Below are 26,059 nucleotides of genomic sequence, written 5' to 3'. Positions count from 1 at the left end.
AGGCGTTAGAGGAGCCTCAAGATCCGGACAATTTAACATTTTATTTATTCGGCTCCAAATAATAATCAAGCGTGGACAGCTATTTATCGTTAGCTTGTCCGACAATCGCGTACTTCCTCACCATTCCACGTAATTGGTTGTAGGTTAACCCAAGTAATTCTGCGGCTTGTTTCTGGTTATATTTGCTCTGTTTGAGGGCTTGGTTGAGTAGCTTGATGTCTTGTTGTTCTTGCCATGCTTTGTAATCAAGCGGCAAAGAAAACAAGCTCTCTGATGAAGTATGGCTGTTAGACGGCTCATTGCCAGTTTCCGGAGAGGAATCTTGCTCTGTTTTCCATGCGGGTTTAAATGGGTTAAACACCAAATATTCAATAGGATATGGATCTTTTCCGTGCTGATAGATAGCTCGCTCAATGACGTTTTTGAGTTCTCGTACATTCCCTGGCCAAGAATAATCCAAAAGCGATTCAACGGCAGAGGGGGCAAAGCCAACAAACAACTCCAATTCCAATTCACGACACATCTTAATGGCGTAATATTCTGCCAGTAGCATGATGTCTTCTTTTCGCTCACGCAAAGGAGGGATAGTAATGACGTCAAACGCCAGTCTATCTAATAGGTCTGCTCGGAATTCGCCCTTTAATGCCATGTCTGGTAAGTCGGCATTGGTTGCACACACCAGTCTGACATTGGCACTTAGCGCCTTTTGCCCACCGACACGTTCATATTGCCCGTATTCAATAACGCGCAGTAGTTTCTCTTGAACCGCAAGGGGAGTGGTCGCCAGCTCATCCAGAAACAGCGTTCCGCCTTCTGCTCTTTCAAAACGACCTTGATGACGCCCTTTCGAACCCGTAAAGGATCCCGATTCATGACCAAACAGTTCTGAATCAATCAAACCTTCACTTAAGGTTGAGCAGTTCAATGAGATCAAAGGTTGATCCCAACGTCTTGAAAGGTAATGCAGTCTTTGTGCGATCAACTCTTTACCTGTGCCACGTTCGCCAATGATCAGAATGGGTCTTTCTATTGGTGCGAGTTGGGAAACTTTATCTAACACAGAGAGAAAGCTAGGTGATTCACCAATGAGGTTCTGCTGCATAGCGGGTCCTTGTATGAATTAATCGCTGGAGAGGTCATGTAAGAGCCATAGTGGTGAAAAATACCAATACTTGGCTAAATTCATCATAGCATGGTTCGAGTTAATCACCATTTATTGTAAGTAACTGATAATAAATGGCTTAAAAGTTGGCACGCTACTTGGATTATTTATGGTAGGTTTAACAACAAACGTAAATTTTTGAGCAAGTGGATTGATAAAGTCGCACAACGATTTGAAACGCATTTGCCATCATTGTAATTAAGGAGTTCCTCATGGGTATTTTTTCTCGCTTTGCAGACATTGTAAATTCAAACATCAGTGCACTATTAGATAAGGCTGAAGATCCAGAAAAGATGATTCGTCTTATTATCCAAGAAATGGAAGACACCTTAGTTGAAGTTCGTACCAACTCAGCAAAAGCAATTGCTGACAAGAAAGAGCTAGCGCGTAAAGTAGAAGCTATCGAAACACAGATTCTAGATTGGCAAAATAAAGCGACACTTGCCCTGACCAAACAACGCGAAGATTTGGCGAGAGCGGCGCTAATCGAAAAGCAAAAACTGGAAGACATCATCAAGAGCCTTCACACCGAACAAACCTTGGTTCATGAAACCATCGAAAAATTGACGAGTGAAATTGGTAAACTTGAAACAAAGATCGCAGAAACTCGTGCAAAGCAACAAGCATTAATGATTCGTAACAATGCGGCAAGCAACCGTCGTGATGTTCAAAAACACCTGCACTCAAGCAAAACCAACGAAGCAATGGCGAAGTTTGAGCAATTCTCGCGTAAAGTGGATGAATTAGAAGCTGAAGCGGACGTTTACGCTAAGACTGGCAACGCAAAATCTTTAGACCAAGAGTTTGCCGAGCTACAAGCTCAAGATGAAATCGAAAAAGAGCTAGCGAAACTGAAGCAACAAGTTGAAAACCGCGATAAATAATCTAGGAGTTGTCTATGTCAACATTTCTAATTGCAGGTCCACTGATTGTCTTTTTAATCTTCGTGGCACCGCTATGGTTATTCTTACATTACCGCAGCAAGAAGAAATCCAGCAATGGTCTTTCTGAAACGGATCTTCAACGTCTGCATAAGCTTTCTGCGCAAGCCGAATCCATGCAAGACCGAGTGAAAACGCTAGAAAAAATACTGGATGCGGAGTCGCCTAACTGGAGACGAAACTATGAGTAGAGAACTGTATCGCGACACGATTAACGGCAAATTGTCTGGTGTGTGTGCAGGGTTAGCGAACTATTTTGGCCTTGAAGTGTGGTTGGTTCGCATCTTAGTTATTTCAGCAGCACTGCTTGGTGGTAGTTTTCTGGTGTTATTAGCGTATTTAGCTTTGACATTTATGCTTGAAAAACAACCACCTCAGTATGTCGACCAAATGAAGGCGAAACAAGAGCATACGCTGAAGCAAAAGCCTTGGGAAAAAGGGCAAACTGCAGAGTCGCTATTGAACACTTTAGAGGGTGATTTCCAGAAGTTAGAGACCAGTGTCCGCAACATGGAAGCTTATGTCACCTCAGATACGTTTAAAGTGAATCGTGAATTTAAGAACATGTAGTGGTAAAACCTAAAAAGGATTAGATAACGGTTTAGGAAAATTTATTCCAAGCCGTTATTTTTTTTAATAATTTTCTCTAAATAAATCTTACGCTGACTGGTAAGTTACATGTGATTAATCTATGTTATAAAAATATTTATAGATATGGATGATCACCAATGTATAGAGCCTCCCTTGTCCTATTGACTGCCTTAGCTGGGTTGTCTGGGTGTGGTAAGGAGCTTCCTCCCGTGCCTGAACCTGAGTCCAGACCCGCCAAACTCTTCACTGTCTCCGTCGGTAATAATGCCTTTGAGCGTAATTTCCCTGCTACCACAGAAGCTGGTGACAGAGCGGTACTCGCATTCCGTGTTCCTGGGTTATTGCAGAGCATCGATGTGACCGCTGGGCAGCACGTGTCTAAAGGCGACGAGCTTGCTAAGTTAAATCCCGATGAATATCAACTACTCGAGAAGCAAGCAAAAGCGAATTTTCAGCTAGCCGATGTTCAATATCAACGTGCGATCAAACTTCGTAAAGATCGTGTGGTATCAGAGCAAGATTTCGACCAAGCGAAAGCGAACCACAATTCAGCTCGCGCGGTGCTTAATCAAGCTAACGCGAATCTTCGCTACACCACTTTGGTTGCGCCGTATGACGGAACCATTTCCATCATTCCTGCTGAAAACCATGAATACATTGCGGCTAAACAAGGCGTGATGAATATTCAAACCAATCAAATTCTTAAAGTCGTCTTCTTATTACCCGACCAACTTATTACGCGCTTTTCATCAGGGTTCGAGATGGATGCAACCATGGTTTTTGATGCGTTTCCTGAAAACTCTTACGTTTTAACCTTCCAAGAAGTGGATACCGAAGCTGACCCGAAAACAGGTTCGTACAAAGTCACCATGGTAATGGAAAGACCAACCGATGTGGGTATTTTGCCCGGTATGTCTGGCTCGGTAAATCTCGTTTCATCGTTAGCGGCGGCCACCAAAATACCAACGTCAGCAATGATGACCGATGGGGATGATGTCTCTGTATGGCGTGTGAATAGCGACGGCATTGTTGAAAATGTTGCCATTGTCATCGATGAAAAACGCCATATCGTCTCTGGATTGAACGATGGCGATCGCATTGTGACTTCTGGCGTCAATGGTCTTGAGTCGGGCATTAAAGTTCGAGAGTGGATCAAGGAAAGGGGGCTATAACATGAAAACACTTAAAGTGGCTGCTGGCCTGTCGTGTTTAGCCTTACTGACGGCTTGTGAAGATAAGCAAGCTGTAGAAGTGAATAACACGCCCTTGGTTAAAGCTATCGAGATTTCAGTCATCGATATTAGCGACAAACTCTATTTCCCTGCGGTAGCAAACGCTGCTGAGAAGGCTCACCTCAGTTTCCGAGTTGCGGGTGAAATCTTCAAGCTAGATGTGAAGGAAGGTGAACGAGTTGCCAAAGGGGACATCATTGCCGAGCTTGACCCAACCGATTATCAATTGGATGTGGACAATGCTCAAGCTCGTTACACGGTAATCAATAGTCAATACCGACGTTCGAGTCCGCTAGTGAAGAAAGGCTTATTGGCTAAGTCGCAATTCGATGAAATTGCCGCTCAACGCCAGATTGCTTATGCCGAGTTGGAACTGGCGAAACTGCGCTTATCGTTCACTATGCTTCGTGCGCCTGTTGATGGGATTATTTCTCGAGTCAGTGTCGACCAATATGAAAATATTCAGGTAGGCCAACAGATTGTGAACATTCACAGTGTTGAGGATGTCGAAGTTGTGATTCAGCTCCCTGACCAAATTTATGTGAATCAACCCAATGAAACGCTCCTCTCGAACGTGGAAGCTGTGGTGAGAGTGCCAAGCGGTAATGAATACACCGCAGGTATTAAAGAGTTCACCACTGAACCCGATCCAAGTACGGGTACCTTCACGGTTACATTAGCTTTGCCGATGCCAGAAGACGATTTGATTCTTGATGGTATGGCCGTTGATGTGACTTCAAACGGGCGGGATATCGGTTTGGAGCTAAAAGCTGGTGTACTTATTCCGATCGAAGCGGTATTCAATGCAGACGGTGATGAACTGGATCGTAAAAACTCTTATGTGTGGGTTCTTAACGACGACAAGACAGTCTCGAAACAACAAGTCGTGTTAGGAAAAGCAAACCAGGAAACATTGCAGGTAGTGAAAGGATTGGAAATGGGGCAGCATGTCGTTGTTGCAGGCGTATCGCGATTGCGAGATGGGATGACAGTGGAAGTATTGTCTCAGGAGACGAACAATGAGTGAAGTAAATAACAAGCCCCAAAATGACGATCAACAGGGTGATGATCAGATCACAGGTGTTGCTTCTTACTTTATACGTAACAAAGTCATTAGCTGGATGCTATCTCTGATCTTTCTTATTGGTGGTGTTTCAGCATTCTTCGGTTTGGGGCGTTTAGAAGATCCTGCCTTTACCATCAAAGATGCAATGGTCGTGACTTCATACCCGGGGGCAACGCCTCAGCAGGTGGAAGAAGAAGTTACCTACCCACTAGAGAAAGCGATTCAACAGCTTACCTATGTCGACGAAGTGAACTCTATTTCAAGCCGTGGCCTGTCTCAGGTAACGGTAACGATGAAGAATAACTATGGTCCGGACGATCTTCCGCAAATTTGGGATGAACTTCGCCGAAAAGTGAATGATCTTAAGGTTGGACTGCCACCTGGGGTCAATGATCCTCAAGTCATTGATGACTTCGGTGACGTTTACGGGATCTTGCTTGCGGTGACGGGTGATGGTTATAGCTACAAAGAGCTGCTGGATTACATTGATTATCTAAGGCGAGAGCTGGAGTTGGTTGATGGGGTCAGTAAGGTCTCTGTTTCTGGTCAACAACAAGAGCAAGTATTCATTGAGATATCGATGAAGCGGATAAGCTCCTTAGGTCTGTCTCCAAGCACGGTATTTAATCTTTTATCGACTCAAAATATTGTATCAAGTGCGGGTGCGGTAAGAATTGGCGACGAATACATTCGAATTCATCCAACGGGTGAGTTCCAGAATGTTGAGCAGCTTGGCGATTTAATTCTGACAGAAGGTGGTGCTCAAGGTCTCATCTATTTAAAAGATGTGGCGAATGTAACTCGTGGTTATGTTGAAGTGCCAAGTAACATCATTGGCTATAACGGCAAGCTCGCACTTAACCTTGGTGTCTCTTTTGCGCAAGGCGTGAACGTAGTAGCGGTTGGTGAAGCGTTTGATCGAAGATTGGCCGAGCTAAAGTATCAACAACCCGTCGGCATCGACATCTCCGAGGTTTATAACCAACCTAAAGAGGTAGACAAGTCGGTAAGCGGATTTGTGGTGAGTTTAGGGCAGGCGGTTGCGATCGTAATCGTGGTGTTACTGTTCTTCATGGGACTAAGATCGGGCCTATTGATTGGTTTGATACTGCTATTGACCGTATTCGGTACATTCATTTTCATGCAGTACTTCAAGATCGACCTACAACGTATTTCACTGGGCGCGTTGGTTATCGCCTTGGGGATGCTGGTGGATAATGCCATTGTGGTGGTGGAAGGGATATTGATCGGCACGCAGAAGGGGCGAACCCGGATGCAGGCCGCCACCGATATCGTAACCCAAACCAAATGGCCGCTGCTTGGTGCGACGGTTATTGCGGTGACTGCGTTTGCTCCAATTGGTTTATCTGAAGACTCAACAGGCGAATACTGTGGCACCTTGTTCACGGTGCTACTGATCTCCTTGATGCTGAGTTGGTTTACTGCCATCTCGCTCACGCCGTTCTTTGCCGACATGTTCTTTAAAGGTCAGAAGGTCGATCCAGATAACGAAGGTAAGGACCCATACAACGGGATGGTTTTTGTTATCTACAAAAACTTCCTTGAGTTCTGTATGAAGCGTGCTTGGTTAACCATGTTTGTTCTGATTATTGGTTTAGGCGCGAGTGTGTACGGTTTTGGTTTCGTTAAGCAAGCCTTCTTCCCGTCTTCAACCACACCTATGTTCCAAGTGGATGTGTGGATGCCAGAAGGTACCGATATTCGAGCGACCAATACCAAGCTTAAAGTGCTTGAGAGTTGGCTAGCTGAGCAGGACGAAGTTGAACATATCACGACAACCGCGGGTAAAGGCCTGCAACGTTTCATGCTGACTTATGCGCCAGAGAAAAGTTATAGCGCTTACGGTGAGATAACGGTTCGTGTGAAAAGTTATGAAGTACTTGAAGGGCTAATGAAACGCTTCCGTGAACATGTAAATGGTCAGTTCCCAGAGATTGACTACAAGCTTAAACAGATCGAATTAGGTCCTGGTGGCGGTGCGAAAATTGAAGCGCGAATTGTGGGTTCTGATCCAACGGTTTTACGTTCAATCGCTGCACAAGTGATGGACATCATGCGTGCTGATGAAGGCGCATTTAACGTTCGTCACGATTGGCGTGAAAGAACTAAGGTATTAGAGCCTCAGTTCAATGAAAGCCAAGCGCGTCGTTATGGTATTACTAAATCTGACGTTGATGATTTCCTAGCAATGTCTTTCTCTGGTAAGTCGATTGGTGTGTATCGTGATGGTACAACGTTAATGCCGATTGTGGCTCGTTTGCCTGAAGACGAGCGTGTCGATATTCGTAACATCGAAGGCATGAAGATCTGGAGCCCAGCATTAAGTGAGTACATCCCACTTCAACAAGTAACGTTAGGTTACGAGCTAGAATGGGAAGATCCACTGATCATCCGTAAGAACCGTAAGCGTATGCTAACGGTAATGGCGGATCCTGATCTATTGGGTGAAGAGACGGCCTCAACTCTACAGAAACGCTTACAACCACAGATTGAAGCGATTGAGATGCCTCCGGGTTACTCATTGGAATGGGGGGGTGAATATGAGTCGTCAGCAGATGCACAGGCGTCACTGTTCACAACCATGCCTCTGGGTTACTTGTTCATGTTCTTAATCACTGTGTTCTTGTTTAACTCGGTGAAAGAGCCTCTGATCGTTTGGTTAACGGTTCCATTGGCGTTGATAGGGGTGACGACAGGCTTGCTAGCCTTGAATACACCATTCGGCTTTATGGCGCTGTTGGGCTTCTTGAGTCTATCTGGGATGCTTCTGAAGAACGGTATCGTACTACTTGATCAAATTGAGATTGAGATGAAATCTGGTAAAGATCCGTATGTAGCGGTTGTTGATGCGGCTCTGAGTCGTGTTCGCCCGGTATGTATGGCGGCGATTACCACCATTCTAGGTATGATCCCTCTACTACCGGATATCTTCTTCAAACCAATGGCAGTAACCATCATGTTTGGTTTAGGCTTTGCGACTGTACTCACGCTAATCGTAGTGCCTGTGCTGTATCGTTTGTTCCATAAAATTGAAGTGGCTTAACGTCAACTGACCTTTGAAATAATGCCCCTAATTGGGGCATTATTTTTATGTATGATTACTAAAAGAGACCATCGAAATGGAAGCTAATACAGTGGATAGAACGTGTGCATGGGCGCTTAAACATGAGCTTGAAAGGGAGTACCACGATGCAGAGTGGGGCGTGCCTGTTTATGATGACCAAGTTCTGTTTGAGTTCATTACTTTAGAAGGTGCTCAAGCCGGTCTGAGTTGGATTACGATCCTGAAAAAGCGAGAAGGGTATCGTGCCGCGTTCGATGATTACGATCTAAACAAGCTAGCTGAGCTGAATGAAGACAACGTGCCGCACATCATTGAAAACTTCGATGTGGTTAAACACAGGGGTAAGATTGCTTCGGTATACAACAATGCACGAGCAACGCTTGAATTACAGAAAGAGTTCGGCTCTCTTTCTAATGCCTTATGGCAATTTGTTGATAATGAAGTGATCGTGAATCAATGGACTGAGATGTCTCAAGTTCCCGCTTCTACCGAGCAATCTAAAGCGATGAGTAAGTTTTTGAAGAAGAGAGGCTTTAAGTTTGTAGGAGAAACAATCTGTTACGCATTTATGCAAGCAACAGGTATGGTCAATGATCATTTAGTCGGTTGCCCACACAAATAAAGTGTTATTTATTTCAGCGGAACAATCACTTAGAAATTGAAAAATTCATAGCCATTTTTTCATCGCTCTGAGATCTTTAAGTGGATGTGCTTTAAGGTTCAATATTGGCTTTGAAAGCTTCTGGACTATGAGCGGTTTGTATTATGAGCTGAAGTATCTGAATATGAGTATTTTGAGTTATGCTTTAAACAGAAAAAGGCAGGAATATCCTGCCTTTTTTGCATATTAGACCTATCGTCTCAGATTAAATCAGAGCGCTATAACGTTCTAATCCCGCCTCTAGATCAGCAATCAGGTCATCAACATCTTCTAACCCAATATGAACACGTATCAAGGTACCTTCGAAATTAGGATTGGCAACAGTTCTCAAGCTGTCAAAACTGCTTGGTTCGTTAGCTAGAATCAAACTTTCAAATCCACCCCAAGAGTAACCCATACTAAAATGTGTCATTCCATCAAGTAACGCTGTCGTCGCTTTGATATTAGAGTTGTTTAGTACAAAAGAGAACAAGCCATTACCGCCAGTAAAATCTCGTTTGAAGAATTCATGGCCTGGGCAAGACTCAAGAGCAGGGTGACGAACGTGGTTAACTTCAGGACGAGTCTCTAACCATTTTGCGACCTTCAAGCTGCTTTCTGCGTGTTGGCGTAGACGCACATCAAGAGTACGAATGCCGCGAAGCCCTAAATAAGCATCATCAGGTGAGACACATTGCCCCATCAAGTAACTTTGCTCTCTTAGTTGATCCCAGCATTTCTCATTGGCGACTGCCGTACCTAGCATCACATCAGAGTGACCCACGATGTATTTGGTCGCTGCTTGAATCGAGATATCAACACCAAAATCAAACGGTGAGAAGTTCACGCCAGCCGCCCAAGTATTGTCTAGCATAACGATGATGTCATGTTCATGAGCGATACGCGCTAGTGTTGGAATATCCTGCACTTCCATGGTGACAGAGCCTGGAGACTCAGTAAACAGCACCTTAGTGTTTGGCTTGATAAGGTCTTGGATACCTTCACCAATCGTTGGCTCGTAGTAAGTTGTCTCTACCCCCATCTTTTTCATGATGGTGTCACAGAAATCACGAGTAGGTTCGTAGCAGGTGTCAACCATTAAAATATGATCACCTGTTTCTACAAAAGAGAGAATGGCATTCGAAATTGCTGCTGTACCACACGGGTACAGTGCACAACCCGCGCCGCCTTCTACTTCAACCATCGCATCTTGGAAGGCAAAATGAGTGTTGGTTCCACGACGTCCGTAAAAAAGGGTCTTGTTAGCGCGGTTAATCGTAGCTTTACGCTTCTCTTCTACTGAGTTAAATACGACAGTTGAAGCGCGTTGTACTGGTGGGTTAACAACACCATTGGTCCACTTCTTATCACGACCGGCAGTGATAAGTTTAGTGGTTTTGTTCTCGGACATGCTGTGAATTCCTTATCAATCGGTTATGTCCTATTTAAAACATGCCAAGAGTGTTCAAAGCAAGAGCGGAGCGGGGATTTTTGCGCTTTTCTTACGATTTTTAACCTTTCACTCAGTTAACAGTGAAAGGTTAAAAATGATCGATGGGGAAACAACGAGCCATAATCGACTCATTGCTGGAATTATAGGAGTGGGTTGAACAAGTAGAACAGCCTCTCAAAGAAGCGATTACTAAGGTTTCTTTGCTCCCACTGTTCTAACTCTACAGAGTGGGATGAAGCGATATAAGATTTCTGCAGCTCAGACAGTTTTTGCGTGAAATGCACATCATCCACAGCCAGAGTCACTTCAAAGTTGAGCCACAAACTGCGCATGTCGATATTGACGGTTCCGATCAAGCAAAACTCTTCATCGATCACTACCGATTTGGTATGAAGAAGGCCACCGTAAAATTCATAGATCTTCACGCCAGCTTCAAGCAACTCGGTATAAAACGCACGAGAAGCCCATTTAACCATTAGTGAATCGTTATTGTGTGGAATGATCAGTTCTACAGTTACGCCGCGTTGAGCTGTCATCTTAAGTGTTTCGAGTAAGTCAGCACTTGGCACAAAATAAGGTGTAGTAATACGTACAGAATGATTCGCTTGATTGATGGCGATGGTCAGTACTTGTAAGATCAAATATTCCGGCATGCCAGGGCCAGACGGCACTACTTGAACCGGATGATGTGTCATGATTTCTTCAACTGGGCATTCAGGTATATCAGGGAGAATGCGTTCACCAGTCTCAACTTCCCAATCCCAGCCATGAATAGCGGATAACACATTAACGGTTGGCCCAGTCACTCTGACCATTACATCAATCCACTGACCAACGCCGGAACTTTGTTTGAAGTGAGCAGGATCGACCATGTTCATTGAACCCGTATAGGCGATAGTCTCGTCAATCACAATGATTTTGCGGTGTTGTCTTAAATCTAGGCGACGTAAAAAAATACGCCATGGGCTCACTTCTAGTGCTTGTACGACTTGAACGCCTGCGTCCTTCATCATTGACTGCCAGTGGCTTTTGAAAAAGCGAGGGCTACCGGCTGAATCGAGCAAAACTTTAACATCTACGCCACGTTTTGCAGCGCGAATCAGCGCAGAGGCAACCGAATCGGTCAGGCCACCTGGATGCCAAATATAGAAAACCATCTTGATACTGGTTTGTGCATTTTCTATATCTTCGATAATTGCGTGTAGGATCTCGTTTGGTGAAGATTGCAGCGATAGAGTGTTTCCACTGAGTGCAGGGATGCCCATTCGATTGTTACAAAGCTCGTCAATCTTATGGATAGGGGAGCCGACTTTCCCTGGTTGGTGAAGTTGGCAATCATTCAATTGACGGAACCAGTCGCCGAAAGGGGTAAACATACGATGAGCGCGTTCAGCCCTTTTTCTGCCTAGGTTTAGCTCACCAAAAAGGAAGTAACAAGCTACACCAACAATCGGGATAATGTAGATAACCATTAGCCAAGCAAGAGAAACGCTGACAGAGCGTCGTTTTAGTACAACACGAAACGTCACACCGGCTACGAGAACCCAGTACAAAACAACAGAGGCCAAAGTTAAAAAATGATAAAGCTTATCCACATTGAATACTCGAAAAAAGAGACACTTAGATAGTAATGCTATTTAACGGATATGGGAATTTAAGGATTCAACTATTTACAAAATAGAGCAAAAGATGTAAATAGGTTAAAGTTGTTAAGTTTTGGTCAACTTAAGAAGAAAACGATTGTTTTGTATGAAAAGTCGGCATTTAACCATAAAAATTTACATCTTTAACGAAATTTGTACGGTATGCTCTTCCAATTTTATTCTTAAACTGGTTTACTTGCTAGACAACGAGCGTCAATCAAATCTTTTAGGTGTGTAAATTTATTTATACACCTTCCTTTTAAAGACGCCACCCAAAGCAAAACACAACATCACATAACACAAAAGTTTGGAGTACACGTGGCTACTAGTAATACAACCACAACACCCCGCGATACCTGGGGTTCGAAGTTAGGATTCGTAATGGCTGCAGCAGGTTCTGCTGTTGGCTTAGGTAACATTTGGAAATTCCCATACACAGCAGGCGAAAGTGGCGGTGGTGCATTCGTTGCCATTTACCTGTTTTTTGTAATTTTTATTGGTTTCAGTGTCATGCTGACTGAATTTGCGATTGGCCGTCATACGCAAAAATCAGCAGTAGGTGCATTTAAAACAACTGACCGTCGTTGGACGTTCGCTGGCGTTATCGGCGTATTCAGTGGTCTACTTATCATGGGTTTCTACCCAGTAGTAGGCGGTTGGTCAATCGCATACATCGGTAAAATTGCAGGTGGTCTTCTAGACGCACCAGAAGCAATTGGTGATAGCTTTGGTGGCTTTATCTCAAACCCAGTTCAACCACTAATGTGGATGGGCTTATACCTACTACTTAACGTTGTTATCGTTATGAAAGGTATCTCTGGTGGTATTGAGAAAGCAGGTAAGATCCTGATGCCGCTTCTTTTCATTATCCTTATTGTAGTATCAATCAAAGGCATTATGCTTCCGGGCGCGATGGCTGGTCTTGAGTTCCTATTCAGTCCTGACTTCTCTAAAGTAGACAGCAATGTAATCCTAGCCGCTCTAGGTCAAGCATTCTTCTCTCTAAGTCTTGGTATGGGTTGTATGATGACATACGGTTCTTACCTTAAGAAGAAAGAGAACCTAGTTCAGACAACAGCAATGGTAACCGCAATGGATACTGGTGTTGCTATTCTAGCTGGTGTTGCAATGTTCCCTGCAATGTTCGCGTTCGGTATGGAACCTGCAGCGGGCCCTGGTTTAGTATTCGTTGTTGTTCCTCAGCTATTCGCTGAAATGGGCGGCGTAATCGGTCTTCTATTTGCTCTTATGTTCTTCGTTGGTTTGAGTGTTGCGGCACTAACATCTTCAGTATCTCTACTTGAAGTTGTGGTTTCTTACCTAATCGATGAGAAAGGCATGAAGCGTGTAACAGCGGTACTGTCTGCAAGTGTTGTAATGGCGATTCTATGTATCTTCGCTTCTCTATCACTTGGCGGCTTCGGTCCAACACTGTTTGATACTGGCGCGTTCGACATTTTCGACCTACTAACGGATAAGATTTTCCTAGCGGTTGGCGGTATGTTGGTATGTATCTTCGCTGGTTGGAGACTAAACCGTGCAGACCTAGAGAAAGAAATCACTAACGACGGTGAAGTCTCTTTCCCACTATTTGGTCTATGGTACACACTAGTTAAGTACATCATCCCTGTAGCTATCGCAATCGTTGCGTTCATGGGTATCTCTTCTGGCTTCGATAGCGGTAAAGGTGCAATCATGCTACTAGGTATTGGTATCATTGCTGGTTTTGCGCTGATTTCTAAGAAGTTCTAATCGCAAGATAAAGTAATTTGATAAACGGGAGCTCATTAGCTCCCGTTTTTTTATGTCTGGAACTTAATTATCTAAGAAAAATAACCATTAAAGGTATCCGTCTGATAGCCGATATAAATGGAACGAATAGCTGTTAGAGCTATATTTTGATTTAGGTAGGTGTTGTTTGAAATTGTCAGTGAGAAAGAAACTGTATGCCGGTTTTGGCTCTATATTGGCGGTGCTTGTCACGTTAGTCGGTATTGTATGGATGGAAGTTATTGGCGCTCATAAGAGCGCCGATGAGATTAGATTAGATGATGTACCGGGTACCGTTACCTACCTTGTTTTGATCGATGAAGCTGGAGATGTCTATCGAGATGCTCTGGGTGCAATCACTCTGGTCGATAATGCACTCAATGATTATCGAACCAACAAGAACGAATTTGCTCAAGCTATCGAGCAGGCTAAGCGTTTGGAGAGTAGAGGTTCGGAAGACCACCGCCGTATTCAGCGAATTGAAGACCTGATGGGGCGTTTCACTCAAGAGTTTGAATCAAAGCTTGTGCCGAAGATCAATGATGAAGCTGCGCTACTAGCCAATATTCAACAGCTACGATCTTTGTATGAGAGCAATCTTATCCCTATTGAGAACTTACTGGATCAAGCGTCAGCAAGTGAGCGCGCAGATACAGAACAGTCACTACTGACACTAACCGACACGTTTACTACCATCGAGCGCACCATCATGGTGTTGTCTGCTATTGCGATTGTCTTTGGTTGTGTGATTGCGTATCTATTGTCTAGCTCTATTACCAATCGTCTTACTCGTGTAGAACAAGTAGCACGACGTGTAGCAAATGGTGACCTAACGGCAGGCGACATTATTGATGATTCTGGTGATGAATTGGCTGAACTGGCTAAGTCGATTAACCAGATGCAGAAATCACTAGTAGACCTATTAGGTTCAATCTCGTCTGTGACTCACCAAGTCCAATCGGTGACAGGGGAGCTCTCTTCTATTAGCCAAGACATCGTTACTGGTGCATCAGCTCAAGCAGACAAAGCTAACTTGATTGCAACGGCTGCTGAAGAGCTAAGCTTGACCATTTCTGAAGTGGCGCAGCAAGGTACTTCAACTTATGAAGAAGCACGTCGCTCAGAAACCTCTGCAGAAGATGGCCGCAACGTGATTGTTGAGATGGTGGCGAGTATTCAACAAGTGTCGACTCAAATGAGCGATATGTCGTTGCAAATGAATACTCTAGGTTCTCACGGTGAGCAGATTGGTAGCGTTATCAAGGTAATCGAAGACATTGCTGAGCAAACTAACCTGTTAGCTCTTAACGCTGCGATTGAGGCTGCGCGTGCTGGCGAGTTTGGTCGTGGTTTTGCTGTGGTAGCCGATGAAGTGCGAGCGCTAGCAGAAAGAACAACCAAAGCGACACGAGAAGTCTCGGGCATCATTCAATCGATTCAATCGGGCACTCAAGAAGCGGTGACTTACACTCAAGATAACTGTCGTTTAGTTGAGATTGGTGTTGAGCAAAGCTCAGGTGCTGTTTCGGCTCTAGAAGCGATTGTGAGCGGTGCGGGCAATGTACAAAGCATGGTTAACTCTATTGCGACTGCGGCAGAAGAACAGACGGCTGTGACCAAAGAAATTGCAGCGGACATTACCGCGATTAGCGATATCTCTGAGCAATCTCTGCAGCTAGCAACTCGTAGCTCCGAAAATACATCAGGCTTGAACGCTAAGGTTGCTGAGCTAGAAGCATTAGTTGGTAAGTTTAAACTGGCGTAAAGCGGTAGCTTGGTTCTATTTACCTATTGGTAATCGAGTAAAGACCACGCACTGATCGCTAGTTGCTGAAAAGAAGCCCAACGATTCAATATTTATTGAGTGAGTTGGGCTTTTTCGTAGCTGGAATCTGGGTTCAGACGAGGTATACTCTACGTTCTACAATGGAGCTAGCCTTTAATGTTCGATATTCTTCTGAACCACTCTGATTTTTTACTTATCAATAAGCACCCTGGAGTCAGCGTCCACAAAGACGATGACGATACCATGTTGCTTCAAGAAGTTGCTAAGGCAATTAATGAGCCTAAGCTGTATCTCGTTCATCGACTAGATAAAATGACTTCGGGCATTCTGCTGCTGGCAAAAAATGCGTCGGCGGCGAGCGAGCTTTCACAGCTATTTGCAAAGCGTGAAGTAGAGAAATACTACCTTGCGATCGGTTCTAAGAAGCCAAAGAAAAAGCAGGGTTTGATTTCTGGGGATATGGAGCGCTCACGACGCTCAAGTTGGAAACTTCTGACATCCAAAGAGAACCCTGCGATTACTCAGTTTTTATCAGCAACGGCTGAACCCGGTGAGCGTCTGCTGTTATGCAAACCCTATACGGGGCGAACTCACCAGATCCGTGTCGCGATGAAGTCGATCGGCTCAGCCATTGTTGGTGACCCTATTTATAATCCATCGAGTGAGGCTGACAGAGGTTATCTGCATGCCTTCGCGATTCGATTTGCCTATCAATCACAAGCCTACGAATATGTCTGCGATCCAAGAAGCCTAAACTCCTTGGGTGAGAAGTGGCATCAAGAAACCGTGTCGAACGGTTTGGACAGTTGGCTTGAACCTTGGTCATTAACTTGGCCAAAGCTAAACACTAAGTGAGTGAAATAATGGAAGCATCAGCTTTACCTCTGTTTTTTAGTCATATTGAACAGCAACTTAATGAAGTACCAAACGAACTACGCCGTATTTTCCACGGGCGCGGTAAGTTTTGGCCTGGTCTAGAGCAACTGACATGTGACTGGGTTGATGGACAGCTACTGGTTAACGTGTTTAAAGAAGTCGACGATGAATTCTTGTCATCTCTTAAAGCTGGATTGGTTGAACTCACCAACAAAGATATCTGGCAATCAAAGCAGGGCACAAGCATTGTTCTGCAACACCGTTATGCCGATGGTGCGCCTTCAGAGGTTCTATGGGGTGAGTTGAATGACTCTCCGGTTGTGGTTGAGCATGGCCTTAAGTACCAATTAGACATTGGCCGTAATCAGAACTTCGGTTTGTTCCTAGACATGCGTAATGGTCGTCAGTGGGTACAAGATAATGCCAAGGATAAGAACGTTCTTAACCTGTTTGCATACACTTGTGGTTTCTCTGTCGCGGCTATCGCTGGTGGCGCTCGTCAGTGCATGAATGTGGATATGTCACGTGGCTCGTTGAATAAAGGCCGCGATAACCACCGTCTGAATGATCACGATATGCGCTCGGTTAACTTCCTTGGCTACGATATCTTTAAGTCGTGGGGCAAAATCAAGAAGGGCGGTCCTTATGAGCTAGTGATCATCGATCCGCCTTCGTTCCAAAAAGGCAGCTTTGCTTTAACTAAAGATTACAAAAAGATCTTACGTCGTTTGCCTGAACTTCTAACTGAAGGCGGTGAAGTGATTGCGTGTGTGAACTCACCAGCAGTCTCACCAAACTTCCTGATTGAGACGATGGCAGAAGAAGCGCCAAGCGTTGAGTTCATTGAGCGTCTGGACAACCCGCCTGAGTTTGTCGATGTCGACCTTGATTCAAGCCTAAAGGTATTGAGGTTTAAAATCACGGCTTCAGCTGAAGCTTGATGTCATGATTTAGCGGGCATTATCCATACTAATATAGAAAACGCCGCTCACAATGAGCGGCGTTTTTATAGGTGCAAGAAACTAACTCATTTATTAACTAGCTTGGTTTTTTAGTGTCTGAAACCCAAAATAAATACGCATGAACGTGGTTAGCCAACAAGCTGCACCAAAGGTGTAAGCGATAGCCGCAAAGTGTTGAGGCCAAATACAGAAAGCAATGAAACAAGCGATGGTTTCAGTGCCTTCGGTTAGCCCTGACATGTAGTACAGAGACTTATGCTTATAGACTGGGTTTTCGATGCCTCGCTTGCCTGCCATAACCGCAAACGCTAAAAAGCTGCTGCCAGTGCCGATAAAAGAGAAAATCAAAAATGCACCGGCAATGGCGTTGTGTTCTGGGTTGGCGATAACAAAGCCAAAGGGGATTAATGAGTAGAAAAGAAAATCGAGGCTGATGTCGAGGAAACCGCCCGCATCACTAATACCTTGGATTCGAGCCAAGGCTCCATCAAGCCCGTCGCAAACCCTGTTAAATACAATAAACCCTAACGCCCATTCGTATTGTTGAAATGCCAATGCTGGAAACGCTAAACATCCAACCAGAAACCCAAACAGGGTGGTTTGGTTGGCTGTGATGCCGAATCTATTAAGTAGTTTGGCTGATTGATTTAATGGCCACTTAATGATCTTAATAGAGTACTTATCCAGCATGGTTACTTCTCCATGGCCAAGACAGAACTTTTGCCCCTTGAGGCACATCGGTTTGGTCGTGCGTCACCATTAATGTCGGAATATTCGCTTTAGTGAGTTGCTCAAATACCCAGTCGCGAAACTGGGCTCTGAGTTCTTGGTCGAGCTTACTAAACGGCTCATCAAGCAACGCCAATTTCGGTTTCGCCAATAGCATACGAGTTAAGCTAATTCTCGCTCGCTGGCCGCCAGATATTTGGTCGGGAAATGACTCAGCCAAGCGGGTCAGTTCAATGTCTTTTAACGCTTCCATTGCTTGTTGTTGACGATCTGAACCCTTAACCGAGTTTGGTAAGGAAAAGGCCAAGTTCTCCCATACTTTTAGGTGTGGAAATAACAAGTCGTCTTGAAACAGAATACCAACTTCACGCCGATGTGATGGGAGATCGTCTAGTTGAATATCGTTCAAAATAACGGTGCCAGAGTATGAGAACTCGTCATTCAGGTGACCCGCGATGGCATCTAACAAAGTCGATTTTCCGCAGCCGCTTGGCCCCATCAGCGCCAATATTTGGCCTGATTCTAATGTTACGTTTAGCGCTGAAAACAGCGATTCGCCACCGTTTTTATGGATGGCGAGGTCGTTGAGGTGCAGACTCATTAGTAAGAAAACCTTTAAAAGTAAGACGGCGATATCTAAGTTGAAGTCGGCTGACTAATATCGCTAAAGAGAAAAAGAACAGAGGCAACAAGGCCTGCCAAATGGCATAAATTGCGGTTACCCTGCGGTCGAAACCACTGGTTAGGGCAACGGCTTCTGTGGTGATGGTGCTAATACGGCCCGCGCCGAGCATTAATGTTGGAAGGTATTGGGCCAAACTCACGCTGATCCCGACCGCCCAAGCAAAGGCAATCGCAGGAAGCAAGATTGGTAGTTTGATCGAATACCAACTCTGAAATGGCGATTTACCTAGGCTCAGCGAGGCTTTAATCAACCCATCATTGAAGCTTTTCCACGGGCCATCCAAAGACAGGTACACAAACGGGAAAGCAAAGAAAACATGCGCCCAAATCACCCAGAACTCATAGGCACTACTGCCGATGTAGAGGGTCGTGACTTGCATACCAAACAACACTGAAAGCTGTGGTATTAGCATTGGAATAGCGATAATGAAGCCCGGAACTTGCCACTTGTATTTGATTCTGTATTCGTGAGCAACCAGCGCAAGCAACAAAGCGATTGAAGCAGCAATCAGACCAATCCATAAGCTTTGACCAACGGTGCTCATGATGCCTTCCCACTCGAACTCCCAGAAGCGCGTGCTGTAGCGGCTCGGCAGTAAATCAGGGAAGCGCCAACGCTGAGCAACGCTCCAAATTACCATTAAAGGAATGATCAGCAGTGAAAGGCTAGCAAGGACAGTGAATACCGTTTTCCCCGGAAGGTTTGCCCCTGTTCTTCCGGAATACTGCCAAGTTCGAAAGTACTTAAGAACCGCCCATTCAACTAAACGCGCCAAGGCGATGATCAACGAAGCTAAACCAAACAAAACGATGGCACCAGCAGCAGCTCGCGGAAGTAGGTTAAGATCCGGATCGTTGAACCATTGCCATACCAAAACGGCAAAGGTCGGCGGGTTGGTTGGGCCTATGATCAAAGCAATATCGACAACCGAGACACTGTAAGCGAGTACCGCCAGCATTGGGAAACGAAGCTTAGTAAACCATTGTGGGAAAATACATTTCCACCAGATCTGAGCGCGGCTGTAACCGAGCGATGCACTGACCTTGGTGATACGCTCTACATCAATTTGCTGAAGTATCGAAATGCTCATCAGCAATAAGAAGGGGACTTCTTTGAGTGCGAGCATAATAATTAAGCCGAACGCGTATGGGTCTTTCACCAATAACGCCAATTCAGAGCTGGTAGCCGATTCGCCGAGCAAGTGATGTACCGCTCTTGCGCCAAGCCCCGTTGGACTAAACAGAAAAGCAAAGCCGATAGCGAAAGCTACATGTGGAATGGCAAGCATTGGCGATAGCGTAAACTCAATCCTTCTCCAAAACTTGTTTCCCCAAGAGGCTTGAAGAATACAAAAGGTCAGGAAGCAGGCTATATAGCTGCTTGCAATTGCTGAACCTAGGCTTAAGCCAATAGAGTGCCAAGCCCCTTCCCATTGAAAGACTTGGCTAAAACCGTTGAGTGTCGGCTCCTCTAAACCAAGGGGCGGGATGAAACTCAGTGACGAAGCCACGACTCCCGCTACCCCAGGAATGGTCGGGATAATGCATACAGCTATAACAACAAAATATAGAGCGCGTAGCATGAAGACTAGTTACCGTATCGCTTAAGCCACTCTTTCTCGAGCGCGTTTTGCCAGCTAGGGTGTGGTTCATCAACCGATTTAAATTGCTGGGTGTTTTTAGCGCTGCCAGTGAGGTACTTGCTGCTCAGAACCGAAGGATCGCCCCAAACATTGAGGTCCCCCTTGCGAGACTGTGCTTCAGGGCTCAGTAAGAAGTTAATGGTCACTTGAGCACCCGCGGTTGCATTGGCGTTCCAAGGAATCGCAAGGAAGTGAATGTTAGATAGAGCGCCGCTTTCTAGAGCATAAGCCTTAGTGGTTTCGGCTAAGCGACCACTGGCTTGTGCTGAATAAACAGAGTTTGGATTAAACGTAATCGCGAGATCGATCTGTCCGTCATCCAGAAGTTGGATGCTTTCCGATGTGCCTGCTGGGAACTGCTTTCCACCGCGCCACGCCACTTTATGGAATTTATCTAAGTAAGCCCACAGTGGTGCCGTTACTTCTTGGAAGTTGTCTTCTGAAACCGGCTGAGCCAGCGCAGGGTTATTGTTTGTTAGTTCAATCAGTAGTGACTTAATGAAGCTCGTGCCATGAAACTCTGGTGGGCGAGGGTAGCTTAAGCGGTTCGGGAAAGCCTGAGCGTAGCTTAACATCTCAGAGAATGATTGTGGCGGGTTGTGAAGTGTTTCTTGGTCATGAATGAACACCAGTTGTCCCACGCCCCACGGTGCTTCTAAGCCTTCTGTCGGCTCTGAGAAATCGACATCAATTGGCAGAGACTTATCGACATACTGCCAATTTGGAAGTGATTCCGTAAATGGCCCAAACAATAGCGCGTTGTCTTTCATCGAACGGAAGTTCTCGCCATTAATCCAGACGATATCGACGCTGCCTTCACTGTTCTTTCCTGCCGCTTTTTCAGCAAGCAGTCGAGTGGTGGTTTCCGCAATATCGGTCACTTTCACATGCTTTAACGTGACACCGTAGTCACTTTGTAATTTCTTGCCTGCCCACTGTAGGTAACGATTGATCTCTTGGCTTCCGCCCCAAGCGTGAAAGTAGACAGTTTCTCCCTCTGCCTGCTGTTCTATTTGGTTCCAGCTGTCGATGGATGTTGCTTCATCAGCATAAATGGTTGCGCTGTATGCAACGGTTGCCATGATTCCTAACGTACTTACTATATTGTTCATAAACTTTTCCATTTGGTAGTGAACGGGCAAGAGCATTGTATTTTCAAACTCCCTAGGGCGTGTTGACCCTTCGTGGTTAACGAAAGATCAACATGCCCTAATAGTTATTCTATCTGTTTCTGAAATAAATTCTAATTCAACAGTAAATTCAATCAATTACTTGAGAACAAGCAGGGAGTTCTCGGTTGAGTTTTGTTCGATCTGTAATCACCTCGAAAACTCGACAGACTCTAGGCTTTTGCCATCCTAGCAACAGACCGCTGAACCGTTGAATTTATTGCATCTAAATGAGAGATTTTTGAGGTTTATTGGAGGCTGGTACGAAAAGTCGGCGATGAGTGTCAATTTTGAAGAAGTAGTGAGGGCAAGCTGACAATAAAAAAGGAGCCATCAGGCTCCTTTAATCAGTATTTGGTTTCGATGACGGATTAGTTTACCCAGTCACGAATTGTGTACGTTAGCGTGTGTACATCGTTTTTCAGTACTAGCGTATCGTTTGTTAGCGTTACGTCGCTCCACTCGCTTAGAGTAGCAGAAACCGATTGTTCGATTTCCATCGCAGAGCCGTGACACATTTTCATTGTCATGCCCATTTGCTTGATACGGAATTGACCGTCTTTCAGCTCGCCTTGACCGAAGAAGTTGTTACAACCAGCCATGCCGTTTGCAGTCATCTTTTCGCCGATCTCTAGACGAGGAGCTGCTTGGTCTTCGCTTTTCACAATGTCCTTGCCATCAATTTGCGCAAGTTCCCAATTATGGTGCTGTAGATCGGTTGGTGTTACTTGCATCGCGTTGTCACCTGTTGTTGTGCATGCTGCTAGCATCATAGGTAAAGCGGCTACTGCTAGTAATTTTTTTGAACTAAACTTCATATTATAAGGCTCCAAAGGAAAGAACGAAGTTACCGGATAAGTGTAACTTGATGGGTTCAAAGTATAGTTTACAAAACACTATATGTGTCAGTATAAGGTCATAGTTTAGTATGGATTTCATGAGCCAGGCGACAAATTAATCGCTTATTTTTGAGAGAGTAAGCGTAATTTTGAATGTGTAAGGAGGCATGGTGGAGCAGTTAGAGTTTTTCCAAGTTCCAAGCCCTTGCGTTGGGGTTTGTTCAAGCGATGACAAAGGCTATTGCAACGGTTGTATGCGCAAGAGAGAAGAGCGCTTTAATTGGATGTCGATGACACCGTCAGAACAATTGCACGTGATAAAGCTGTGTCGTCAGCGCTATAGAAGAAAAATAATGAATCAAAAAAACTTGATTGGTAAGCAGGTCGATGAAGAGGGAAATACCAGTCCCCAAAGAGATCTTTTTGGCTAAAGAGGAAGTATTTAGATTTTATTTAACTCCGAAGTAACTATTACTTTACATAATGGTTGGGGTGTAATATTAAAGTAGGTACCTTTGTACCAGAAGGAGTGGTGTCGGTATGAATAAAAAGAACGTAAAAATCAAAAAAGAGCCAGTCAAAGCACTTGACCGAAAACCGATCGGGGCAAAAGATGACCCTGAAGAGACTCCGCGTGATTGGCATTCGATGTCAGAAGAAGAACGAATGGAAATCCTTTCTCACCTCTCAGACATGCCTTTCCAATAACACCACTGGTTCTTCAGAGCCTTTCTTAAAGCTCAGTTTTCAGAAACAAAAATGTGATTAAACAAACATGTGATTCGCTTTCGTTACACCACGATGGTAAGTGCAAAATGTATCATCGGCCTCGGTGGTTTTACTGTGAATCTTAATGTTTGTGATCACTTCTACCGCCCCTGCATCGTAGCAAGCTTGTTCTGCTTTTTTAACGATATCGAGTAATTGGTTGAGTTCACCTTTCATCGTAGTTTCCATCGCACCGACTTGGAAAGGCACATCGGCAGCTTTCACAACTTCAATGGCTTTATCAACCACTTCGAAGTTGTTGCCTTCTTTAACGCGAGGTATCACTTGGAAGGCAACCATCACTTCTTTTTCTCTTTTTAACTCAGACACTTTCTGCTTACTCTAGGATAGGGAATTGTTGCAGATGATAGGTTAATTCGGAGACGAATTCTACAGCGATTATGCTGGTTGGATTACTCTCTTTGTCCTACTTGTTACCCCAGTGGTCACTTACCCAACCACCTATGTGCTCATCAAAATGACTGCCACTGAACCTCTGGTTGCGTTCAACCGAAGTATCACAATCATCTTTATTATCTATTAGGGTTTGTATGTAGTTTGCCATCGGGTCATTGGAACGTTGACGATCTCGGCGAGTTGCCACTTCCTTAATCAGTTGTAATCGATATGTAGAGCTAGCACGTTTCATTTCAATGACCTCCTGTTGTAGACACTAATAGAAAAATCTAGTTGCTAGATATAGGGGCGTCAACGTGATTTAAGAGTATTTTTTTTGAGCAACCAAGAATCAATACGTTGGCATCATAATTCACAAAAGTGTCATTTAAGTTGGCAACTTTAGGGAAGTTTTTGGGTGTGAATTTGTATTTTGTTGCATATAAAAAAGCCCAGTACAAACTGAGCTGACCATTCTATTTCTGGTTACTTAGAGTTATTTCTGGTTACTTAGAGCTATTTGGTTTGCTTTTAAATTGCTTAATGCTTTTCTTTTTAGCTGTTCTTCGATTGGCCATTTTATCTTTAGGTGGACGCTTGCGAGCGGTCGTTTCAGATGCAGGTTTGTCGGTAACCGGGAAACCCTCTAATGGTTGCAGCACTAACGGCTTATTGGTCAAGGTGCGAATCGCATTGAGGTAGTCAGTTTCGCTGTGGCTAACCAGAGAGACCGCGCAGCCAGTACTTCCTGCTCTTGCTGTACGACCAACGCGGTGTACGTAAGTTGCTGAGTGAGAAGGTAATTCGAAGTTAATTACAATAGGTAGTTGATCAATATGGATGCCTCGAGCCATCACATCAGTCGCGATAAGCACACGAGTCTCGCCATTTTTGAAACTTTCTAATGCTTGCTCTCGTTCTTCTTGGCTCTTATTTCCATGTAACGCACTCACACTGATTTTGGCTTTATTCAATCGTTTGGTTAATGCGTCGGCATTGTCTTTTGCGCCAATAAATACCAATACTTGCGGCCATGTGTGTTGATTGAGTAGTGCGATGAGCGCTTGAGCTTTACTGCCTTTGTTTACTAAATACAGGGTTTCTTCAATAGTCGCGACCACGCTGTTTTCTTGATGTGTCGTGACTTTAACTGGATTTAAAAGAAGCTCTTCAGCTTGCCCTACTAATTCGGGCGGAAGTGTCGCAGAGAACAACAGTGACTGACGTTTACTTGGTAGTGCTGCAGTAATCGCTTGAATATCTGGCCAAAATCCCATGTCGATCAGGCGGTCGGCTTCATCAAGAACCAATGATGAACACCGAGCTATATCCAGTTCATCACTTTTGATTAAAGCAAGTAGGCGGCCCGGTGTGGCGATGGCTAATTGTGGTTTAGTCGATAATTGTTGCTGTTGATCATCAGTATTTACGCCGCCCGTTAGCGTTACCAATTTGATATTGAGCGTTGTCGCGATCGGTTCTAAAGATTTGGTCACTTGAGATGCAAGTTCACGGGTTGGAACAATGATCAGTGCTTGCAGTTCATTCACATCTTGGTTGATGTTATTCAGTAAAGGTAAGCCGAACGCCAATGTTTTACCGCTGCCCGTTTGAGCCAATGCGAGTACGTCTTTCCCCGCAATAATGGTAGGAATTACCGCTTGCTGTATCTCTGTCGGCTTATTGAATTGAGATGAGAGCGCGGAGACGGTTTTTGCGTTAAGGGTTAGGCTATCAAATGACATAAATGAACCAAGTATCAAAAAGGAGGTGGAGTCTATCAGGGCTACAAATGTTAGAGAATCAGTTTTGTATGTTAGACGATAAACACATTCATTATACGCGCGAATTATGTCTGTTAGCTATACGCGATAATTAAGCGTTTATCATATTGTAATGGCACTGAATGGACGTACAATGTCCGCCCTAAAAATGTTCATGAAATGAGATCGAAATGAGTTGGGACAGTATCTGGCTGTTTATCGTTATCGTGTTTTTTATTGCCATTATCCCGGGCCCAAATGCGCTGTTGGTATTAAGCACAGCCTTAACTCAAAGGAAGCTGTTCGCATTTGTGAACGTGTTGGGCGTGTCATGTGGTTTCTTTTTTCATGCCTTTATCTCGGCTAACGGCATAAGCTTATTACTGTCGAACACTCCCATGGCCTTTGAAGGGCTAAAGTGGGCTGGGGTTTTGTATCTTGTCTGGCTTGGGTATAACCATTTTCGTGCGGCGCTGCGCGCTCAAGAGGGCGTGCTCTCTGTGGTGAGCGCATCGGGAAGTAAGCTTTATAAGCAATTTTTCAAAGGGCTTCTCACTAATCTACTGAATCCTAAAATTGTCCTGTTTTATCTTTCTATATTCCCTCAATTTGTTTCAACAGATGCGATTGTGACAGACAGTTTGATACTTGGTGCAATTCAAGCGTCAGTGGTGTCGATGTGGTTCTTAGTTGTGATCTAAATGGCGGATACCTTAAAGCGCTTGTTGAACGAAGCCGCTACGCGGCAGAGTAAAACGAGTGCAAACCATACTCTTGTAACACCATCACCCTGATGGTCGTTCACAGGAGTAACCCCATGAAACCCGATGACTTAAAACGCTACAACACCCTTTATGAACA

Annotated in this window: 24 protein-coding genes and 1 pseudogene; 14 read left to right on the top strand and 11 right to left on the bottom strand. The window is 44.6% G+C overall.

Annotation, left to right across the window (positions count from 1 at the left end; genetic code table 11):
* Nucleotides 1-79: 79 nt before the first annotated feature.
* Nucleotides 80-1,102, bottom strand: coding sequence for a phage shock protein operon transcriptional activator (gene pspF, locus AB4585_RS00680; protein ID WP_017060309.1), 1,023 nt, complete (start codon nucleotides 1,100-1,102; stop codon nucleotides 80-82).
* 272 nt (nucleotides 1,103-1,374) lie between these two features.
* On the opposite strand from pspF, the gene pspA reads away from it, so the two are divergent.
* The 7 genes from pspA (at nucleotide 1,375) to AB4585_RS00645 (ending at nucleotide 8,699) form a co-directional block, all read left to right on the top strand.
* The gene (pspA, locus tag AB4585_RS00675) at nucleotides 1,375-2,046 is read left to right on the top strand and encodes a phage shock protein PspA (RefSeq protein ID WP_010440091.1); all 672 of its coding nucleotides are present in this window, start codon (nucleotides 1,375-1,377) and stop codon (nucleotides 2,044-2,046) included.
* A 14-nt stretch (nucleotides 2,047-2,060) separates the two neighbouring features.
* Entirely contained in the window at nucleotides 2,061-2,294 is a 234-nt protein-coding gene (gene pspB / locus AB4585_RS00670) for an envelope stress response membrane protein PspB (RefSeq protein WP_004734605.1), read from the top strand.
* Entirely contained in the window at nucleotides 2,287-2,673 is a 387-nt protein-coding gene (pspC, locus tag AB4585_RS00665) for an envelope stress response membrane protein PspC (protein ID WP_017065334.1), read from the top strand. The genes pspB and pspC overlap by 8 nt, the downstream gene beginning before the upstream one ends.
* Before the next feature lie 158 nt (nucleotides 2,674-2,831).
* Nucleotides 2,832-3,866 carry an efflux RND transporter periplasmic adaptor subunit gene (locus tag AB4585_RS00660; RefSeq protein WP_029236444.1) on the top strand — a complete coding sequence of 345 codons (1,035 nt, stop codon included), beginning with the start codon at nucleotides 2,832-2,834 and terminating at the stop codon, nucleotides 3,864-3,866.
* 1 nt (nucleotide 3,867) lies between these two features.
* On the top strand, nucleotides 3,868-4,953 hold the full coding sequence (locus tag AB4585_RS00655; protein ID WP_372169237.1) for an efflux RND transporter periplasmic adaptor subunit: 1,086 nt from the start codon (nucleotides 3,868-3,870) through the stop codon (nucleotides 4,951-4,953).
* Complete coding sequence (locus AB4585_RS00650) at nucleotides 4,946-8,056, top strand: efflux RND transporter permease subunit (protein ID WP_372169236.1); 3,111 nt, start codon at nucleotides 4,946-4,948, stop codon at nucleotides 8,054-8,056. Before AB4585_RS00655 ends, AB4585_RS00650 begins: the two co-directional genes overlap by 8 nt.
* Before the next feature lie 76 nt (nucleotides 8,057-8,132).
* The gene (locus AB4585_RS00645) at nucleotides 8,133-8,699 is read left to right on the top strand and encodes a DNA-3-methyladenine glycosylase I (RefSeq protein ID WP_102320255.1); all 567 of its coding nucleotides are present in this window, start codon (nucleotides 8,133-8,135) and stop codon (nucleotides 8,697-8,699) included.
* A 244-nt stretch (nucleotides 8,700-8,943) separates the two neighbouring features.
* Here the strand turns inward: AB4585_RS00645 and AB4585_RS00640 are convergent, their stop codons facing one another.
* Both AB4585_RS00640 and cls read right to left on the bottom strand, forming a co-directional pair.
* The gene (locus AB4585_RS00640) at nucleotides 8,944-10,128 is read right to left on the bottom strand and encodes a cystathionine beta-lyase (RefSeq protein ID WP_017065338.1); all 1,185 of its coding nucleotides are present in this window, start codon (nucleotides 10,126-10,128) and stop codon (nucleotides 8,944-8,946) included.
* A gap of 182 nt (nucleotides 10,129-10,310) precedes the next feature.
* Nucleotides 10,311-11,765 (bottom strand): cardiolipin synthase, encoded by a 1,455-nt coding sequence (gene cls, locus AB4585_RS00635; RefSeq protein WP_017065339.1) that lies wholly within the window; start codon nucleotides 11,763-11,765, stop codon nucleotides 10,311-10,313.
* Between the two features lie 366 nt (nucleotides 11,766-12,131).
* Here cls and AB4585_RS00630 point away from each other — a divergent pair, with 366 nt between their 5' ends.
* From AB4585_RS00630 to AB4585_RS00615, 4 genes are all read left to right on the top strand, one after another.
* Entirely contained in the window at nucleotides 12,132-13,565 is a 1,434-nt protein-coding gene (locus tag AB4585_RS00630) for a sodium-dependent transporter (protein WP_050543975.1), read from the top strand.
* Between the two features lie 166 nt (nucleotides 13,566-13,731).
* Nucleotides 13,732-15,348 carry a methyl-accepting chemotaxis protein gene (locus AB4585_RS00625; RefSeq protein WP_137002277.1) on the top strand — a complete coding sequence of 539 codons (1,617 nt, stop codon included), beginning with the start codon at nucleotides 13,732-13,734 and terminating at the stop codon, nucleotides 15,346-15,348.
* Nucleotides 15,349-15,525: 177 nt separating this feature from the next.
* Nucleotides 15,526-16,224, top strand: coding sequence for a TIGR01621 family pseudouridine synthase (locus AB4585_RS00620; RefSeq protein ID WP_372169235.1), 699 nt, complete (start codon nucleotides 15,526-15,528; stop codon nucleotides 16,222-16,224).
* A gap of 8 nt (nucleotides 16,225-16,232) precedes the next feature.
* The gene (locus AB4585_RS00615) at nucleotides 16,233-17,186 is read left to right on the top strand and encodes a class I SAM-dependent methyltransferase (RefSeq protein WP_065583884.1); all 954 of its coding nucleotides are present in this window, start codon (nucleotides 16,233-16,235) and stop codon (nucleotides 17,184-17,186) included.
* A 93-nt stretch (nucleotides 17,187-17,279) separates the two neighbouring features.
* On the opposite strand, the gene AB4585_RS00610 is transcribed toward AB4585_RS00615, so the two are convergent.
* The 5 genes from AB4585_RS00610 to AB4585_RS00590 all read right to left on the bottom strand — a co-directional run bounded on the left by AB4585_RS00610 (nucleotide 17,280) and on the right by AB4585_RS00590 (nucleotide 22,250).
* Entirely contained in the window at nucleotides 17,280-17,897 is a 618-nt protein-coding gene (locus tag AB4585_RS00610; protein WP_372169234.1) for a CDP-alcohol phosphatidyltransferase family protein, read from the bottom strand.
* The gene (locus AB4585_RS00605; RefSeq protein WP_102504024.1) at nucleotides 17,887-18,537 is read right to left on the bottom strand and encodes an ATP-binding cassette domain-containing protein; all 651 of its coding nucleotides are present in this window, start codon (nucleotides 18,535-18,537) and stop codon (nucleotides 17,887-17,889) included. The genes AB4585_RS00610 and AB4585_RS00605 overlap by 11 nt, the downstream gene beginning before the upstream one ends.
* Nucleotides 18,503-20,203 carry an ABC transporter permease gene (locus AB4585_RS00600; RefSeq protein ID WP_372123645.1) on the bottom strand — a complete coding sequence of 567 codons (1,701 nt, stop codon included), beginning with the start codon at nucleotides 20,201-20,203 and terminating at the stop codon, nucleotides 18,503-18,505. Before AB4585_RS00600 ends, AB4585_RS00605 begins: the two co-directional genes overlap by 35 nt.
* Nucleotides 20,204-20,208: 5 nt before the next feature.
* Nucleotides 20,209-21,375, bottom strand: a complete 1,167-nt coding sequence (locus AB4585_RS00595; RefSeq protein WP_017068055.1) for an ABC transporter substrate-binding protein — start codon at nucleotides 21,373-21,375, stop codon at nucleotides 20,209-20,211.
* A gap of 428 nt (nucleotides 21,376-21,803) precedes the next feature.
* Nucleotides 21,804-22,250: an META domain-containing protein gene (locus AB4585_RS00590; RefSeq protein WP_004734625.1), complete on the bottom strand. Its 447-nt coding sequence runs from the start codon at nucleotides 22,248-22,250 to the stop codon at nucleotides 21,804-21,806.
* A 188-nt stretch (nucleotides 22,251-22,438) separates the two neighbouring features.
* On the opposite strand from AB4585_RS00590, the gene AB4585_RS00585 reads away from it, so the two are divergent.
* Together AB4585_RS00585 and AB4585_RS00580 are read left to right on the top strand one after the other, a co-directional pair.
* On the top strand, nucleotides 22,439-22,702 hold the full coding sequence (locus AB4585_RS00585) for a DUF1289 domain-containing protein (protein WP_017060324.1): 264 nt from the start codon (nucleotides 22,439-22,441) through the stop codon (nucleotides 22,700-22,702).
* Between the two features lie 109 nt (nucleotides 22,703-22,811).
* Nucleotides 22,812-22,979, top strand: coding sequence for a hypothetical protein (locus tag AB4585_RS00580; protein ID WP_017060325.1), 168 nt, complete (start codon nucleotides 22,812-22,814; stop codon nucleotides 22,977-22,979).
* Nucleotides 22,980-23,036: 57 nt separating this feature from the next.
* On the opposite strand, the gene AB4585_RS00575 is transcribed toward AB4585_RS00580, so the two are convergent.
* From AB4585_RS00575 to AB4585_RS00565, 3 genes are all read right to left on the bottom strand, one after another.
* The gene (locus AB4585_RS00575) at nucleotides 23,037-23,339 is read right to left on the bottom strand and encodes a thiamine-binding protein (RefSeq protein ID WP_017065764.1); all 303 of its coding nucleotides are present in this window, start codon (nucleotides 23,337-23,339) and stop codon (nucleotides 23,037-23,039) included.
* Between the two features lie 127 nt (nucleotides 23,340-23,466).
* A complete protein-coding gene (locus tag AB4585_RS00570; protein WP_017057116.1) occupies nucleotides 23,467-23,688 on the bottom strand; it encodes a hypothetical protein in 222 nt (73 codons plus the stop codon).
* Between the two features lie 253 nt (nucleotides 23,689-23,941).
* The gene (locus AB4585_RS00565; RefSeq protein ID WP_017060327.1) at nucleotides 23,942-25,180 is read right to left on the bottom strand and encodes a DEAD/DEAH box helicase; all 1,239 of its coding nucleotides are present in this window, start codon (nucleotides 25,178-25,180) and stop codon (nucleotides 23,942-23,944) included.
* 209 nt (nucleotides 25,181-25,389) lie between these two features.
* On the opposite strand from AB4585_RS00565, the pseudogene AB4585_RS00560 reads away from it, so the two are divergent.
* Nucleotides 25,390-25,896, top strand: a pseudogene (locus AB4585_RS00560) (LysE family transporter); the annotation flags it as partial.
* Nucleotides 25,897-26,059 lie beyond the last annotated feature (163 nt).

This window comes from Vibrio sp. 10N.222.49.C9 (genome assembly GCF_041474985.1).
GTDB lineage: Bacteria > Pseudomonadota > Gammaproteobacteria > Enterobacterales > Vibrionaceae > Vibrio > Vibrio crassostreae_C.
The sequence above is the reverse complement of the archived record's forward strand: the minus strand, read 5'-3'. Positions and strand labels throughout refer to the sequence as shown.

Bases quoted from the DNA above. Each gene is read 5' to 3' on its own strand.
- AB4585_RS00575 (WP_017065764.1), bottom strand. From the start codon at position 23,339: ATGGTTGCCTTCCAAGTGATACCTCGCGTTAAAGAAGGCAACAACTTC.
- AB4585_RS00570 (WP_017057116.1), bottom strand. From the start codon at position 23,688: ATGAAACGTGCTAGCTCTACATATCGATTACAACTGATTAAGGAAGTG.
- AB4585_RS00600 (WP_372123645.1), bottom strand. From the start codon at position 20,203: ATGCTACGCGCTCTATATTTTGTTGTTATAGCTGTATGCATTATCCCG.
- pspF (WP_017060309.1), bottom strand. From the start codon at position 1,102: ATGCAGCAGAACCTCATTGGTGAATCACCTAGCTTTCTCTCTGTGTTA.
- AB4585_RS00645 (WP_102320255.1), top strand. From the start codon at position 8,133: ATGGAAGCTAATACAGTGGATAGAACGTGTGCATGGGCGCTTAAACAT.
- AB4585_RS00590 (WP_004734625.1), bottom strand. From the start codon at position 22,250: ATGAAGTTTAGTTCAAAAAAATTACTAGCAGTAGCCGCTTTACCTATG.
- AB4585_RS00585 (WP_017060324.1), top strand. From the start codon at position 22,439: ATGGTGGAGCAGTTAGAGTTTTTCCAAGTTCCAAGCCCTTGCGTTGGG.
- AB4585_RS00565 (WP_017060327.1), bottom strand. From the start codon at position 25,180: ATGTCATTTGATAGCCTAACCCTTAACGCAAAAACCGTCTCCGCGCTC.
- pspA (WP_010440091.1), top strand. From the start codon at position 1,375: ATGGGTATTTTTTCTCGCTTTGCAGACATTGTAAATTCAAACATCAGT.
- AB4585_RS00615 (WP_065583884.1), top strand. From the start codon at position 16,233: ATGGAAGCATCAGCTTTACCTCTGTTTTTTAGTCATATTGAACAGCAA.
- AB4585_RS00610 (WP_372169234.1), bottom strand. From the start codon at position 17,897: ATGCTGGATAAGTACTCTATTAAGATCATTAAGTGGCCATTAAATCAA.
- pspC (WP_017065334.1), top strand. From the start codon at position 2,287: ATGAGTAGAGAACTGTATCGCGACACGATTAACGGCAAATTGTCTGGT.
- AB4585_RS00620 (WP_372169235.1), top strand. From the start codon at position 15,526: ATGTTCGATATTCTTCTGAACCACTCTGATTTTTTACTTATCAATAAG.
- AB4585_RS00640 (WP_017065338.1), bottom strand. From the start codon at position 10,128: ATGTCCGAGAACAAAACCACTAAACTTATCACTGCCGGTCGTGATAAG.
- AB4585_RS00595 (WP_017068055.1), bottom strand. From the start codon at position 21,375: ATGAACAATATAGTAAGTACGTTAGGAATCATGGCAACCGTTGCATAC.
- AB4585_RS00605 (WP_102504024.1), bottom strand. From the start codon at position 18,537: ATGAGTCTGCACCTCAACGACCTCGCCATCCATAAAAACGGTGGCGAA.
- AB4585_RS00650 (WP_372169236.1), top strand. From the start codon at position 4,946: ATGAGTGAAGTAAATAACAAGCCCCAAAATGACGATCAACAGGGTGAT.
- pspB (WP_004734605.1), top strand. From the start codon at position 2,061: ATGTCAACATTTCTAATTGCAGGTCCACTGATTGTCTTTTTAATCTTC.
- AB4585_RS00660 (WP_029236444.1), top strand. From the start codon at position 2,832: ATGTATAGAGCCTCCCTTGTCCTATTGACTGCCTTAGCTGGGTTGTCT.
- AB4585_RS00655 (WP_372169237.1), top strand. From the start codon at position 3,868: ATGAAAACACTTAAAGTGGCTGCTGGCCTGTCGTGTTTAGCCTTACTG.
- AB4585_RS00580 (WP_017060325.1), top strand. From the start codon at position 22,812: ATGAATAAAAAGAACGTAAAAATCAAAAAAGAGCCAGTCAAAGCACTT.